This is a genomic window from Streptomyces shaanxiensis (genome assembly GCF_039537145.1).
GTDB lineage: Bacteria > Actinomycetota > Actinomycetes > Streptomycetales > Streptomycetaceae > Streptomyces > Streptomyces shaanxiensis.
Window position 1 is genome coordinate 611,400 of record NZ_BAAAZY010000012.1, and the last position, 15,015, is coordinate 626,414.

The following is a 15,015-nucleotide window of genomic DNA, read 5'->3' on the forward strand; positions in this document are numbered from 1 at the left end:
GTACCCGTCCTATTGGTAGCCACGGATCTCCTCGAAGGCGCCGTCCAGCGAGCCCTCCTGGGCGTCGAAGAGGCGGCCGCCGGTCAGCTCGGCGATGTGCTCCAGCTCGGAGCGGTCGGAGTCGCCGAAGAGAATGGGGAACACGGGCGTGTCCCGCCGGTCGCGGTCGAGCCCGGCGTAGAAGGCGTCGAAGTCCGCCGCCTCGGCGCCGGTGGTGTTCTCGCCGTCCGTCATCAGCACGACCGAGGTGAACGTGTCCTGGGACCGTCCGGCGCCCAGATGCTCGTACGCCTTCTCCAGCGAGGTGTAGATCGCCGTGTCGCCCTCGGCGGTGAGCGCGTCGGTGTCCTCGCGGATGGCGTCGAGCCCCCTCGCCGGGCGGGCCGGCTCCACGACATGGGTGCGCACGCTCTTCACGTCCGACCCGAACGGCATCAGCGTGACCTCCTCGCGCTCGCGGAAGTCGCCGGTGAGGTCGGCGAGCGCCCGCTTCAGCTGCTCCAGGCGGTCGCCCTCCATCGAGCCCGAGGTGTCGAGGACGTAGACCGTCCTGGACGGGCGGCGCAGCTCGTTCTCGTACGAGTCGAGCAGGCCGTCGGCGACGGAACGGCTGCCCGGGAAGGGCAGTTCGCGCCGCCGGGCGGGGTCGAGGCCGGATGCGGGCGGGACGGAGGCGACGACCGGACGGCGATGGGTGCGCTCGGTGATCAGCCGCTGGATGTCCTCGGTGCGCAGGGCCTCGGTGAGGCGCCGGACGTCCTCGCGGGTCGCGGCGCTCGTCGACGCGAGGGAGGAGAGCGGGTAGTCGGCGGTGACGACGCCGTCGCGGGGGCGGATCACGGTGAGGCCCGGGATGCCCTTGAGGACGGACTCGTAGTTGAGCAGGGCGTCGACGTTCCCGCGCCGCTCGTACGCCGTCGCCAGCCAGCCCGAAGACCCCGACGTCAGCTTCTGCCCCTGGAAGAACTCCTTGAGCCGGGGCGTGGCCTTGTCGACGTCCGCGTCCGTCAGGGCCGACTGGGCGCCGGACAGGGCCGAGGCAACGGAGACGAGGGTGGCGAAGCCGGAGTTGGAGCGGGCCGGGTCGGTCATGCCGTAGGTCAGACGGCCGTCCCGCACGGCCTGTTCGACCTGCGACCAGGTGACGTCGTCCGACTTCCAGCCGAGCCCGCCGAGCGCCGTGGACCTGACCCCGATGGCGACCGGGCTCGACATGACCGGCGTCTCGGACACGACCTTCTTCGCCGCGTCGGGCCGCAGCCGCAGATAGTCGTTGGATGACAGCCACAGGGCGTCGTACTGTCCGTCCGCCTTGCCCTTCGCCAGCAGTTCCACGGCGTCGAGGGTGCCCATGTAGGTGGGCCGGACCTTGATGCCGCTGTCGTCGGCGATCCGGTCGAGCACCGGGGTCATGTCGCTGAGCTCGCTGGAGGCGAGGACGCGGAGGGTGCCGGGCTGCGGGGCGTTCGGGTCGTCGGCGTCCTTGTCCGATTCCGGGGTGCAGGCCGTCAGCAGGGCCAGCGCGGCGAGGGCGCCGGTGAGCAGGCGTCGAGGGCCTCGGTGCTGTCTCATCCGAGCCCACCCTCCAGCGCGCCCTGCGAGCGGCTGCGCTCCAAGTAGGTGCTCGCGTGCTGCAGTTCGGCGGTGAGGTTCTCCACCGTCGTCGCCATCACCTCGGTCGCCTGGACCTTGTAGGTGTCGATGGCGTCGAGCGTGCGGTAGATCTGCTGGAAGGCCGAGCGCAGGGTCTCCGCGCCGACGGCCGGGTCGGCGGCGATGCGCTGGATCTCGCCGCTCTGGGTCGCCAGCATCTCGGCGTTGCCCCGGATCAGATCCTCGGTCGTCCCGCGCAGGGCGTTGACCTGCTCGATGACCTTCTTCTGGTTGTCGAGCGCGGACGCCAGCATCACGGAGATCCGCAGGGCCGAGACGGTCGTGGTCGCGGCCCGGTCGACGCCCTTGATGAGCTCCTCGTTGTTACGCCGTACGACGTCCATGGCGAGGTAGCCCTGCGCGCACACCGCGAGCTGGGTGAGCAGGTCCTGGTGCTTCTGCCGGACGGGAAAGAGGACGTCGGCCCGGAGGGAGTCCGCCTGCTGCGGGTCGCTCGCGTCGACCCCGGCGATGTGCTGCTCTACGGCGGTGTCCAGGGCCTGAGTCAGAACGACGTACTCCTGGAGCTTGCCCATGGTCTCCCACAGGCGCACCCGCTCGGTCTGCAGCGCGGCGTTGTCCCGGCGCAGCTCGTCCTGCCCGCCCCGCAGCGACCCCACGATCTTGTTCAGGGTCCCCTGCGCGGAGGCGTACTTGGCGACGTGGTCGCGCAGCTTGTTGCCGCCGGGAAGCCTGGACAGGAGCTTGCGCCCCTTGGAGGCGGGCAGGTCCCGCGGATCCAGGTCCTCCACGACCCGCCGCAGTTCGACGAGCGAGCCCGCGACCTGCGACTGGGCGTCCCCGCCCGTGTCCGGCAGGCTCCGGATGGTGCGCTCCAGCATCCGGTTGGACTGCGCCGCCGCCGTCCGCATCTCACCGGCACCGAGGCCGGTGATCTCACCGACCTTGCCGGCGAACTCGGGGGAGCGGGCATCGAGCGCCGCGAGCCCCTCGACATAGGCGGAGGCCTTCTTGGCCATCTCGGTACGGACGGCATCGTCGACGGGGACGAGCCCGCCGGCCTTCTCCCGCGGCACGGTGGCCACGGGCTCGGGCGGGGTCAGTACGAAGGTGTCGTCGTTGCTGCTCATGAAGTGCTGTCCCCCTTATCCGCGCGCCCGTCGCGCCAGCTCGTGCAGCACCTTGGAGGTGGGCACGGGCGCCTGGCGGACGCCGGTCAGTTCCTGCTTGAGGTAGGTGGTGGCCGAGGCGAACTCGGCGGCGGCGCCCTGCGGCCGGAACCCGTGCCGGAGGGCGATCCGCCGCAACTCCGGGTCATCCGAGAGGAGTTCGGCGACGGCCTTGCCGTCCTCGGTGAGCGGTACGGCGGTGTGGTCGCTGTTGACCGTGGTGTCGGGGTAGAGGACGACCAGGTCGTCGGGCTGCTCTCCGTTGGTCAGGAGCGAGGCGACCTGCGACTCGTAGACCACGACGAGCGGATTGCCGGCACCGCTGACGAAGTCCCGGAACGCGGCGTCGCTGCCGGACTGCTGGGCGCCCTGCACGCTGACCAGCTTGTGCAGCAGCGGTGCGGTGCGATCCACCTCGGCGTCGGAGGCGACGACCTTGCCGCCGTTCTCGACGTAGGAGGCGGCGGCCAGGTAGAGCGCGCCGGAGTTGGAGGTCTCGGGGTCGGTGCTGGACAGGTAGAGGGTGCCCGTCAACTCCCCGTACTTCCCGGCTCCCTTGAGCTGCTGCCAGGTGCGGTCGGCGCGGGCGGCGTCCAGATAGGCGGCCATCCGCAGCGTGCCCCGGTGGGCCTCGTCCAGCGTGGCGAGCCCGTTCGCCGCGAGCACCTCGGCGGCGTTCTTGTGCGCCACGACGACGAGGGGCGAGTAGAAGGGGCGGGGGAGGGCCCCCGTCACCTTGTACTTCGCGGCGAGTTCGACGGCCGGCGCCTGACTCGACGGCAGCGCGAGGTCGTACCCCTTGAGGTCCAGCCCCTCCATGGCCCACGACCCGGAGGTCTCGGCCTTCACGGTGTAGCCCTTGGCGGCGAGGGCCTTCACCACGTCGGGATCGGCGAAGAACTCCGCCTTCTCCGATCCGATGACTGCTTGCACGGTCTTCGTTGCCGTGCCCTTGTCCTCATCACTGCGACCCGCGACGACGGCGGCCACCACGCCACCGATCAGCAGAACCGCGAGGACGATCCCTGCGATACGTCTCACGCAGGGGAGAGTGCTCGCGGAATCCAACGTTCCCCGTCAACGGGGGTGAACGGGAGGTGTCACACCGGTCCCGGTACAACACGGGGTTCTGCAAGGCCCTTTGTCTTCAGGTGCGCGGGGCTGTGTCGATGTGCGGCTCCGCCGCGTGGGCGCGACCAGCCACACACAACCGTCAGCCGCGAAACGACAGACTGTGGCGCCCGGTCCGCGCGTCGCTGCGGGTGCACGCGGACCGGGGCCGTTCAAGGGGCGTCAGCCGACGCCGGTCAACTTCTGCGACTCGGCCTGCGCGGCGGCATGCGCGTCCATACGCTCCGCCGCGAGAATCGCCGCCGCCGTATCGGCCCGCGACGCGGCGACGACCAGCGCCCGTCCGGCAAGGGCATGCGCCCGCTGATGCAGCGCAGACAGCTTCGGCTGATCGCCGGAGGCCACCGCGCGGGCCGGCTTACGTCCTTCCCGAAGCCGGGCCACCTGGTCCGCGAGGCGCTCGGCCGCGATGTCCAGGTCCTCCGAGGGCGCTGCCGCGCGCAACTCGTCCGTGACGGCGAGCAGCGCGGCGAGATGGCCCGCGAGCTGGATGTCCAGCTCCTCCTCGCGCGAGCGGTGGGGGAAGTCGGTGGTGTTGCCGGCCATCGTGCTGTGGACCGACTTGGTGCGGATCGGTTCGTACATGGGGATGGCCTCCTGTGCGCTGACAGGAAACCATCCTAGCTTAGATTTCGTCTAAAGTTGAGTGCTTCACAAAACAGGGCGGCCCGTACACACAGCGTGAGCGTCAGGGCTGGCCGTAGCCGTCCAGGAACCGCCCGATCCGCCCCACCGCGTCCCGCAGATCCGTGACCGTCGGCAGGGTCACCACCCGGAAGTGATCCGACTCCGGCCAGTTGAAGCCCGAGCCCTGGACGACCATGATCTTCTCGCGTCGCAGCAGGTCCAGGACCATCTGCCGGTCGTCCTTGATCTTGAACACCTTGGGGTCGAGGCGCGGGAAGAGATACAGCGCCCCCTTCGGCCGTACGCAGGTCACGCCGGGGATCTGGGTCAGCAGCTCGTAGGCGACATCCATCTGCTCCTTCAGCCGCCCCCCGGGCAGTACCAGGTCATTGATGGACTGCCGCCCGCTCAGCGCGGCCACGACCCCGTGCTGACCGGGCATGTTCGCGCACAGCCGCATGTTCGCGAGGATGGTGAGGCCCTCGATGTAGGAGTCGGCGTGGGCGCGCGGTCCGGAGATGGACATCCAGCCCACGCGGTATCCGGCGACCCGGTACGCCTTCGACATGCCGTTGAAGGTGAGGGTGAGCAGATCGGGGGCGACGGCGGCGGTGGGCGTGTGCGTGGCGCCGTCGTAGAGGATCTTGTCGTAGATCTCGTCGGAGCAGACGAGGAGGTTGTGTCGGCGGGCGATGTCCGTCAGTCCCCGCAGCATCGCCTCGTCGTAGACGGCCCCCGTCGGGTTGTTGGGGTTGATGACGACGATGGCCTTGGTGCGGTCGGTGACCTTGCGCTCGATGTCGGCGAGGTCGGGCATCCAGTCGGCCTGCTCGTCGCACCGGTAGTGGACCGCGGTGCCGCCGGACAGGGACACGGCGGCGGTCCACAGCGGATAGTCGGGGGCCGGGACGAGCACCTCGTCGCCGTCGTCGAGCAGGCCCTGCATGGCCATGACGATCAGCTCGGAGACGCCGTTGCCGATGAAGACGTGCTCGACGTCGGTCTCGATGCCCAGGGTCTGGTTGTGCATGACCACGGCCCGGCGTGCGGCCAGCAGGCCCTTCGCGTCGCCGTACCCGTGGGCCGACGACACGTTGCGGAGGACGTCCTCCAGGATCTCGGGCGGACACTCGAAGCCGAACGCGGCCGGGTTGCCGGTGTTCAGCTTGAGGATCCGATGCCCCGCCGACTCGAGCCGCATCGCCTCCTCGAGCACCGGGCCCCGGATCTCGTAACAGACGTTGGCGAGCTTGGTGGACTGGATCACCTGCATGTCAAGGAGCTTACGGCGGAGTAACGCGCCTTGGTCCGTGTTTTCCGACACGTGAGACGCGGGGGTTTGGGCTGTTATCGCCGGTAGCTGTCCCGTGGGCGCTCCCGTCCCTACAATGCCCGGTCATGTCCAGGCCGTCTGACCACGAGAACGGAACGTACGGGGCGAATACCGCGAACGGTACGCCCGGTGCGTACGACACCCCTGGCGGGATCCAGCCGGCCGATGGGCCCGAGGCGCCGAACGTGTACCACCCGCAGGCCGAGCCGTCCCCTGAGTACGAGGCGTACGTCGACCCGGCGGCCGCCCACGGGTGGCAGAACGCGTACGACGAGACGGCCGAGCTGCCTCGGGTGGTCGGCGGGGCGGACGGTGCCCACGAGGACCGCGGTGCCGGCGGTGGCTACGACTACGTCTACGAGGACGGCTACGACTACACCGACGGCTACGACGCGGAACGCGGCGGCCGCCGCAGCCACCGCGGCCGGCACCAGCCCGCCGTCCGGCCCGGCGTCTGGCGTTCGCGGCGCGTCACGGTGGTCGCCGGTGCGGTGGTCGCCGTGTCGGCGGCGGCGCTGATAGCCGGGTTCTCCCTGTCCGGATCCTCCTCGGAGGGCGGCGCGAAGACCAAGGGCGACCGGACGAGCACGAGGTCCGGCGACTCGGTGCTGCCGGGTGAGCCCTCCGCGGGCGCGTCGGTCGGCACTCTCCGCTCCGAAGGCGCCGATCGGTCGCGAACCGCCTCCCCGAGCGCCTCGGCGAGCCCGTCCGCCTCGGACGACCCCGACTCGGACGACAAGACCTACAAGCCCTCGACCGCCCCGTCGACCACCAGCGCGGCCCCCACTCCGACCGCCACCACGCCGGAGCCGGGCGAGACCGACGATCATCCGGGGCGGGGGCAGGGCAACACCAAGAAGCCCGGTTGAAGACCGGGCGGGTCGGGATAGCGCTCAGGGTGTGAAGCGCCGGGCGGCCGCCCTGGTGGTTGTCCTCCTGGCTGCCCCGGCGAGAGCGGGTGCGTGAGTCCCGGGTGTTCCGACTGTGGTGATCTCATGCCCTCGCGTGAACGTCCTGCGCCGCCTGCCCGGCATGCCCGGCTCCCCGTGATAGGGAGACCCCTACGGCCCGAACTCGCCGGTAATCAAGTCCTTGTCCGCACCCCCCTCCTGCGTGAGAATGCGCATGACAAAAGTGCGGGTGACCGGAGATTCTTCGGTCACCCTCCTCGTATGAGGGGACCCCCACATGAGAAAACCGCTCGGCGCCGCCCTCCTCGCCCTGGCGATAGCCGGGGCCGGCGCCGCACCCGCGGTCGCGGCTCCCGTGGACTCGGCCGCTTCCTTCGGCAAGAGCGTGGACACGGGCTCGGTCACGTCGGTGGTCAATGACACCGTCGCCTCCACCGCGGACACCCTGGGCCAGGTCCTGAACCGGAACCCAAAGGTCCAGGCCGTCAGCTTCGCGGGCACCGTCTCACTCAGCAACTGTTCCGGCTCCGTCGTCCGTTTCCCGGACTCGGAGGACAACGACCCGGCGCTGGTGATGACCAACGGCCACTGTCTGGAGACCGGCATGCCGGGCCCCGGCGAGGTCGTGGTCGACCGGGCCTCCAGTCGTACCTTCGGTCTGCTCAACGCGTCGGGCAGCCGGGTCGGCACACTGCGGGCCAGCAAGATCGCTTACGGGACGATGACCGACACGGACGTCGCCTTCTACCAACTCACCACCACGTACGGGCAGATCAAGAGCTCGTACAACATCAACCCGCTCACCGTGGCCGACACCCACCCGGTCAAGGGCACCGCCATCACGGTCGCCTCCGGTTACTGGAAGCGGCTGTACAACTGCAACATCGACGGGTTCGCCTACCAGCTCAAGGAAGGCGACTGGACCTTCAAGGACTCGGTCCGCTACACCTCCGCCTGCAACACCATCGGCGGCACCTCCGGCTCGCCCGTCATCGACCAGGCCACCAACCAGGTCGTCGCCGTCAACAACACGGGCAACGAGTCCGGCGAGCGCTGCACGGTCAACAACCCGTGCGAGGTCGACGAGGCCGGCAACGTCACCGTCCGCCAGGGCATCAACTACGCCCAGCAGATCTACCAGATCCACGCCTGCTTCGGCGTCGACAACAAGCTCGACCTGAGCGCGAGCGGCTGCGTGCTGCCCAAGCCGTAAACAGCGGTTTGTTCACAGGGTCTTATGGGCCCGGGGCGGGTGGTCCCGGGGCACCGAGGCGGTTCAGCTCGGTGTCCTGCGGACCGCCCGCCCCGCCAGTTCGTCCGTCCTGCGTCCGTCCTCGATCACGAAACGGCCGTCGACGAGAACGTACGGAATGCCCGTCGGCAGCCTCCGAGGTTCCGCGAACGTCGAGCCCGCCGCCACCGTCCGCGGGTCGAACAGCACCAGGTCCGCCCGGTACCCCTCGCGGACCAGCCCCCGGTCCGGCAGCCGCAGCCGTGCCGCCGGGCGCGAGGTCAGATGGGCCACGCACTCCTCCAGGGACAGGACCCCCAACTCCCGTACGTAGTGGCCGAGGTAGTGCGGGAACGTGCCGTACGCCCGCGGATGCGGCTTCGTGCCCTGCAGGATGCCGTCCGAACCGCCCGTGTGGACGGGGTGCCGCATGATCGTCCGCACGTTCTCCTCGTGGCCGACGTGCTGGAGGATCGTCGAGCCCAGCCGGTCGTCGAGGAGGAGACGGCGAGCGGTGACCCAGGGGGCCTCGCCCCGCGCGTCCGCCGACTGCTGGATCGTCCGGCCGACGAAGTCCCCGAGCGCCGGGTCACTCACCCCCGAGATCTCGATCGTGTCCCACTCGATGGGCACGCCGTGGCAGCCGTCGGCGCCGATGACCTCCATGTGGTGGCGGATGCGCCCGGCCGTCTCCTCGTCCGAGAGCCGGCCCAGGATCGCCTCGGGGCCGCCCTCGCTCGCCCAGCTCGGCAGCATGGCGACGAGCGTCGTGCAGCCGGGGGTGTAGGGGTAGGTGTCGAGGGTGATGTCGGCCCCTTCGGCGAGGGCCTTGTCCAGGAGTGACAGCAGCTCCGGCGCCCGGCCCTTGTTCACGCCGAAGTTCATGGTGGCGTGGGCCAGGTGGAGGGAGCAGTCCGCCTCCCTGGTCAGGGCCACCATCTCCGCGTACGCCTCCAGGGCCCCGGCCCCGTAGGAGCGGTGGTGCGGGCAGTAGTAGCCGCCGTACGACGCCACCACCCGGCACAGCTCCGTCAGTTCGGCGTCCTTGGCGTACATGCCGGGCGTGTACGTCAGCCCGGACGACAGGCCGACCGCGCCCTGCTCCAGGCCCTCCGCGACCAGCTGCCGCATCCGGTCGAGCTCGTCCGGCGTCGCCTCCCGGTCCTCCCAGCCGACGGCGAGCGCGCGGACCGTGCCCTGCGGGATCAGGTACGCCGCGTTCACCGCGATGCCCCGGCCTTCGAAACCGGAGTCGAGCCGGTCCAGGTACTCGCCGACCGTGCGCCAGTCGAAGTCGATGTCGTCGCCGGAGCCGTTCCAGCCGGTGATCGCGCGGCGCACCTCGGCGAGGGTGCGGTCGTCGACGGGGGCGTACGACAGGCCGTCCTGGCCGATGACCTCCAGCGTCACGCCCTGCGCGGCCTTGGCGCTGTGGTCGGGGTCGCGCAGCAGCGCGAGGTCGCTGTGGGCGTGCATGTCGATGAAGCCGGGGGAGAGGGCGAGGCCCGCCGCGTCCAGCTCGCTGCGCGCCTTGGGGCGTTGGCAACCGGCCGCCGACGCCTCCTGGACGATCGACACGATCCTGCCGCCGTCCACGACGACATCCGCGCGGTAGGAGGGGCCGCCGCTGCCGTCCACGACCTCCGCGTCCCGAATGACCAGGTCCTCCATGGACGTACCTCCTAGAAGAACGTGCGGATGTAGTCGACGACCGTCCCGTCCGCCTCCGCGACCGGGATCAGCTGCCACTTGTCGAACGACGTGCACGGGTGGGAGAGCCCCATGCCGAGCCAGTCCCCGACCTCCAGATCCGCCTCCTCGGTCGTGCGCAGCCACGCGTGCTGGTCGGACAGGGCGGTCACGGAGATGCCGGTGGCCGGGCTCTCGGCGCCGTCGCGGCGGACGACCTGGGCGAACGGCAGGTCGAGGTCGTACGCCGCGTCCCGCTTGCCCGCGTTGACGAAGGCCTGGTCGGGGGAGGGGCGGGAGACGACCTGGGCCCAGAGGCGGAAGGCGGGCTCGAGGGCGCCCTCCGACGGGACCCGGTTGAAGGGGGTCAGCTTGCGGTAGTGGCCGTCGTCGTGCGAGACGTACGCGCCCGAGCGCAGCAACTTCAGTACGGGGACGGACAGTTCGGGGATCTCGGCGAAGACGTCGGCCACCGCGTCGAACCACGCGCTGCCGCCCGCGCTGACGACGATCTCGTCGAGGCCGGCGAACCGGCCCGCCTTGTCGAACTCGGCGGCCAGGGCGACGAGCCGCCGCAGCCACGCGTGCACCCGCTCGGGGTCCGCCTGCGGGACCTCGCCCTCGTAGCCCGCGACACCGACCAGCCGCAGCGTCGACACGCCGGCCACCGCGTCCGCGACGGCGGCGCACTCCGCCTCCGTACGGACCCCGGTACGGGCGCCCTCACCGGCCGCCAGCTCGACGACGACGTCCAGCGGACGGGTGGCCCCGGCGCCGCTCAGCGCCGCGTCCATCTGCCGCACACCGCGTACGGAGTCGACGTAGCAGACGAGACGGAAGTCCGGGTCGGCGGCCAGCTCGCCGGCGATCCAGCGCAGGGCAGCCGCGTCCACCAGTTCGTTCGCGAGGAAGATCCGCCGGGTGCCGTACGCCCTGGCGACCCGCACCTGGTGCGGCACCGCGAGCGTGATGCCCCAGGCGCCGTGCTCGATCTGCCGCTGGAACAGCTGGGGGGCCATGGAGGTCTTGCCGTGCGGGGCGAAGGCGAGGCCGTGCCGGGCGGCGTACGTCTCCATGAGGTCGAGGTTGTGCTCCAGGCGCTCGGCGGAGAGCGCGAGGACGGGAGTGGCGAAACCGCCGGTGAAGAGGTTCCGGCGCTGGGCTGAGAGCTCCGCGACGGTCAGGCCGTCGGCGTCCGGGGGGAGGCCCTTGAAGCGGTGGTCGACGCGTTCCTCGGCCAGGCGGGCGAGCGCCTCGTTGCTCATGGAACCTCCCTGATCTGATGCGTTGCAATCCCTGCAACACTCATTGCGTATATCGCTTACGGCTGTCTAACATCTCGGCCAACCGCGGGTCAACGGAGCCGCCGATCCACCCGCACAAGACCTGGAGCTACGACGATCGTGACCATCACCGGACCCTGCAATGCCCCCGGCGTCGTGGACGTCGTCGCGCTCGGCGAGTCCATGGTCACGTTCCTGCCCTCGCGCCCGGGGCGCCTCGCCGACGTGCCGTCGTTCGAGCGGGCGATCGGGGGCGCGGAGTCCAACGTGGCGTGCGGGCTCGCTGCCGCGGGGCATGCGGTGCGGTGGGTCAGCCGGGTGGGGGCGGACGGTTTCGGCGATCACCTGGTGGAGGCGATCGGCGGCTACGGCGTCGATGTCTCGGCTGTGGGCAGGGACGCCGCGCGTCCGACCGGCGTGTACTTCCGCACGGCGGGGGACCGGGCGACGGACGCGCATGAGGTGGCGTACTACCGGGCGGGTTCGGCGGCGTCGGCGATGTCCGTGGACAACGTGGACCTGGAAGCGGTGCGTTCGGGGCGGGTACTGCATCTGACGGGGATCACGGCGGCGCTCTCGGACAGCTGCCTTGGGCTGATGCGGGAACTGGCCGCACCGCGACCGGACGGTCCGCTCGTCTCCTTCGACATCAACCACCGGGCCGGGTTGTGGCGGGACACCGACGGCCCCGACGTGCTGCTGGAGCTGGCGCGCACCTGTGACCTGGTCTTCGTGGGCGCCGATGAGGCCGAGGCGGCCTGGGGTGTCACCGGAGGGCCGGAGGCGATCCGTGCGCTGTTGCCGGAGCCGAGGGCGCTGGTCGTGAAGGAAGGGGGCCGTGGGGCGACCGCGTTCGCCTCGGCCACGACGCCGGCCACCTTCGTCCCGGCCCCCGACGTGGACGTGGTCGCGGCGGTCGGCGCGGGCGACGCCTTCGCCGCCGGCTTCCTCTCCGCCACCCTGCGCGCACTGCCCGTCCGGGACCGCCTCCGCCACGGCCACCTCTGGGCCGCCGCCGCCCTGACCGCCCCCGGCGACCTCGCCGCACCCCCTTCCCGCGACCACGCCGACCGCCTGGTCGCCCTCGACGACGCCGCGTGGGAGAAACTTCGACTCGGCCCCGGCTGGACGCAAGCCGCTGAGCGGGCCGACGAGGAGGTACGTACGCCATGAGCCAGACCGTCGACCGCGCGCTGAGCATCCTGCCGCTGCTCGCCGAGGGCCCCGCCGACCTCGGCCAGGTCGCCGACCGGCTGGGGGTCCACAAGTCCACCGCCCTGCGCTTGCTGCGCACCCTGCACGAGCACGGCCTCGTCTACCGCCAGTCCGACCAGCGCTACCGCCTCGGCGCCCGCCTCATCGCCCTCGCCCAGGAGGCGATGGAGAACCTCGACATCCGCGAGATCGCCCACCCCCACCTCGTACGGCTGAACGAGCACTGCGGCCACACCGTGCACCTCGCCGTGTACGAGGAGGACGAGGTGCTCTACATCGACAAGGTCGAGAGCCGCTACCCGGTGCGGATGTACTCGCGGATCGGCAAGCCGGTCGCCATCACGGTCGCGGCCGTGGCGAAACTGCTGCTCGCCGACCTGTCCGAGCACGAGCGCCGCGCCCTCGCCGAGAAGCTCGACTACCCCATGTACACGGCCCGTTCGACGCCGAATCCGGACGCCTTCCTCAGGGAACTGGCCAAGGTGCGCGAACAGGGCTGGGCCACCGACCTCGGTGGTCACGAGGAGTCCATCAACTGCGTCGCCGCGCCGATCCGCGGTGCCGACGGCCGGGTCGTCGCCGCGATGTCGGTCTCCGCGCCGAACGTCGTCGTCACCGCCGACGAACTCCTCACCCTGCTCCCGCTGGTGCGCCGTACGGCGGACGACATCAGCGGCGAGTACTCCGGCAGAACATCGGCGAAGAACCCCGTATGACCGAGGACGGCAAGGAATCCGTATGACCGAGAAGATCGCACTCACCCCGAAGACCCACACCACCCCGCCCGCGAAGTTCTCGCACGGCGTGAAGAAGGGGAACATCCTCCAGGTCGCCGGCCAGGTCGGGTTCCTTCCCGCGGTCGAGGGGCAGCCCCCGACGCCGGCCGGCCCCACCCTGCGCGAGCAGACCCTCCAGACCCTCGCCAACGTCAAGGCGATCCTGGAGGAGGGCGGTGCCTCCTGGGACGACGTGATGATGATCCGCGTCTATCTGACGGACGTCGCCCACTTCGCCGAGATGAACGAGATCTACAACACCTACTTCGAGGAGCAGGGCCTCACCCAGCCGCCGGCCGCGCGCACGACCGTGTACGTCGGTCTGCCGGCGGGGCTGCTCATCGAGATCGACGCGCTGGCCGTACTCGGCTGACGCCTCCTCAACTCCCGCACGCCGTACACGGCATGGTGTCCGTCACCCCTGGGGCGCCATGCCGTGATCCCCCCTGCCCGAAAGCAAGATGTACTTACCCCGAGGACCCCCGAATGTCCCCATTGTCCCTCCCGCTCGCCGCATCCGCCCCCGCCGAGACACCACCCCACACCGGCGGCCTGCTCCTCCTCATCGACGGTACGGCCGGTCTCCTGACCGTCGCCGCCATCGGTATCGCGCTCCTGCTCTTCCTGATCATCAAGGTCCGCCTGCAGCCCTTCGTGGCCCTCCTCGCGGTCTCCATAGCCGTCGGCCTGATGGCCGGCCTCTCGGTCACCGAACTCTTCGGCACCGTCCAGCGAAGCGACGCCGTGTCGACCATCGAGTCCGGCATGGGCGGCATCCTCGGCCATGTCGCGATCATCATCGGCCTGGGCACGATGCTGGGCGCGATCCTCGAAGTGAGCGGCGGCGCGGAGGTGTTGGCAGCCCGCCTCCTGAACCTCTTCGGTGAGAAGAGAGCCCCCCTCGCCATGGGCCTGACCGGCCTGATCTTCGGTATCCCGGTCTTCTTCGACGTCGGCATCTTCGTCCTCGCGCCGATCGTGTACGCGGCGGCCAAGCGCTCGGGGAGGTCCATCCTCCTCTACTGTCTGCCGCTGCTCGCGGGCCTGTCGATGACGCACGCCTTCCTGCCCCCGCACCCCGGTCCGGTCGCGGCGGCGGGCCTCCTCCACGTCGAGCTGGGCTGGGTCATCCTCATGGGCATCGTCTGCGGCATCCCCGCGGTGCTGGCCGCGTGGGTGTTCTCGGCCTGGATCGGCAAGCGCATCTTCGTCCCCGTACCGCAGGACATGGTGGAGGCGGCGGACGAGGCGAAGCAGGCCGTGATCGACGAGCAGCGGGCGGCCGGGGTCGAGCCCCAGGAGACGCCGGTCCCGCTCGGCACGGTCCTCGCCATCATCGGCACGCCGCTGGTCCTGATCCTCGCGGCGACCTTCTCCTCCATCGCCCTGGACCCCTCCACCGCCCGCTCGGTGATCGAGTTCTTCGGCAACCCGTTCGTGGCCCTGACGATCGCCCTGCTCCTGGCCTACTACCTTCTGGGCATCCGCCGGGGCTGGTCCCGCAAGTCCCTGGAGACGGTGTCGACTTCGTCCCTCAAGCCGGTCGGCAACATCCTCCTCGTCGTCGGGGCGGGCGGTGTCTTCGGCGCCATCCTCAAGGGCAGCGGCGTCGCCCAGGCCCTCTCCGACACCTTCAACGACGTCGGCCTCCCGGTGATCGTCCTGGCGTACCTGATCTCGGTGGTCCTCCGGGTCGCCCAGGGCTCGGCCACGGTCGCCATTGTCACCACGGCCGGCATCGTCGCCCCCCTCCTCACCGAGGGCGACCACTCCCAGGCCTTCATCGCCCTGGTCATCATGGCCATCTCGGCCGGCTCGATCTTCGCCTCGCACGTCAACGACGGCGGCTTCTGGATCGTGGCGAAGTACTTCGGTATCAGCGAGCGGGACACGTTGAAGACGTGGACCGTGCTGGAGAGTGTGCTGTCGGTGGCCGGGTTCGTGGTGGCGGCTGTGTTGAGCCTGGTCGTCTGAATCTTCGTGTAACGATGCGGGGGCTGGTTGCGCGGGACACAGGGTCGTCGACCATACTGCTC

At 70.4% G+C, this 15,015-nt stretch carries 13 protein-coding genes; 6 read left to right on the plus strand and 7 right to left on the minus strand.

All coding sequences use genetic code 11. The features are described 5' to 3' along the window. Positions 1-9: 9 nt before the first annotated feature. From ABD932_RS25790 to ABD932_RS25810, 5 genes are all read right to left on the minus strand, one after another. Positions 10-1,572 (minus strand): substrate-binding and vWA domain-containing protein, encoded by a 1,563-nt coding sequence (locus ABD932_RS25790; RefSeq protein WP_345015888.1) that lies wholly within the window; start codon positions 1,570-1,572, stop codon positions 10-12. Then, the gene (locus ABD932_RS25795; protein ID WP_345015889.1) at positions 1,569-2,744 is read right to left on the minus strand and encodes a toxic anion resistance protein; all 1,176 of its coding nucleotides are present in this window, start codon (positions 2,742-2,744) and stop codon (positions 1,569-1,571) included. The genes ABD932_RS25790 and ABD932_RS25795 overlap by 4 nt, the downstream gene beginning before the upstream one ends. A gap of 15 nt (positions 2,745-2,759) precedes the next feature. Then, the gene (locus tag ABD932_RS25800; protein WP_345015890.1) at positions 2,760-3,824 is read right to left on the minus strand and encodes a hypothetical protein; all 1,065 of its coding nucleotides are present in this window, start codon (positions 3,822-3,824) and stop codon (positions 2,760-2,762) included. A gap of 252 nt (positions 3,825-4,076) precedes the next feature. Continuing rightward, complete coding sequence (locus ABD932_RS25805; RefSeq protein ID WP_345015891.1) at positions 4,077-4,499, minus strand: SCO4983 family protein; 423 nt, start codon at positions 4,497-4,499, stop codon at positions 4,077-4,079. A gap of 103 nt (positions 4,500-4,602) precedes the next feature. Further along, positions 4,603-5,814, minus strand: a complete 1,212-nt coding sequence (locus ABD932_RS25810; protein ID WP_345015892.1) for a pyridoxal phosphate-dependent aminotransferase — start codon at positions 5,812-5,814, stop codon at positions 4,603-4,605. Between the two features lie 125 nt (positions 5,815-5,939). Here ABD932_RS25810 and ABD932_RS25815 point away from each other — a divergent pair, with 125 nt between their 5' ends. Then, on the plus strand, positions 5,940-6,743 hold the full coding sequence (locus tag ABD932_RS25815; RefSeq protein WP_345015893.1) for a hypothetical protein: 804 nt from the start codon (positions 5,940-5,942) through the stop codon (positions 6,741-6,743). 319 nt (positions 6,744-7,062) lie between these two features. Then, positions 7,063-7,998: a trypsin-like serine peptidase gene (locus tag ABD932_RS25820; protein WP_345015894.1), complete on the plus strand. Its 936-nt coding sequence runs from the start codon at positions 7,063-7,065 to the stop codon at positions 7,996-7,998. Positions 7,999-8,061: 63 nt separating this feature from the next. Here ABD932_RS25820 and ABD932_RS25825 read toward each other — a convergent pair whose 3' ends face one another. Both ABD932_RS25825 and ABD932_RS25830 read right to left on the minus strand, forming a co-directional pair. Continuing rightward, the gene (locus tag ABD932_RS25825) at positions 8,062-9,687 is read right to left on the minus strand and encodes an N-acyl-D-amino-acid deacylase family protein (RefSeq protein ID WP_345015895.1); all 1,626 of its coding nucleotides are present in this window, start codon (positions 9,685-9,687) and stop codon (positions 8,062-8,064) included. Positions 9,688-9,698: 11 nt separating this feature from the next. Continuing rightward, the gene (locus ABD932_RS25830) at positions 9,699-10,970 is read right to left on the minus strand and encodes an amino acid deaminase (protein WP_345015896.1); all 1,272 of its coding nucleotides are present in this window, start codon (positions 10,968-10,970) and stop codon (positions 9,699-9,701) included. A gap of 138 nt (positions 10,971-11,108) precedes the next feature. On the opposite strand from ABD932_RS25830, the gene ABD932_RS25835 reads away from it, so the two are divergent. The 4 genes from ABD932_RS25835 to ABD932_RS25850 all read left to right on the plus strand — a co-directional run bounded on the left by ABD932_RS25835 (position 11,109) and on the right by ABD932_RS25850 (position 14,953). Further along, positions 11,109-12,161, plus strand: coding sequence for a sugar kinase (locus ABD932_RS25835; protein ID WP_345015897.1), 1,053 nt, complete (start codon positions 11,109-11,111; stop codon positions 12,159-12,161). Next, positions 12,158-12,919: an IclR family transcriptional regulator gene (locus ABD932_RS25840; protein WP_345015898.1), complete on the plus strand. Its 762-nt coding sequence runs from the start codon at positions 12,158-12,160 to the stop codon at positions 12,917-12,919. The genes ABD932_RS25835 and ABD932_RS25840 overlap by 4 nt, the downstream gene beginning before the upstream one ends. A gap of 22 nt (positions 12,920-12,941) precedes the next feature. Next, entirely contained in the window at positions 12,942-13,352 is a 411-nt protein-coding gene (locus tag ABD932_RS25845) for a RidA family protein (protein WP_345015899.1), read from the plus strand. 113 nt (positions 13,353-13,465) lie between these two features. Then, entirely contained in the window at positions 13,466-14,953 is a 1,488-nt protein-coding gene (locus ABD932_RS25850; RefSeq protein WP_345015900.1) for a GntP family permease, read from the plus strand. The last annotated feature ends 62 nt before the right edge of the window (positions 14,954-15,015 follow it).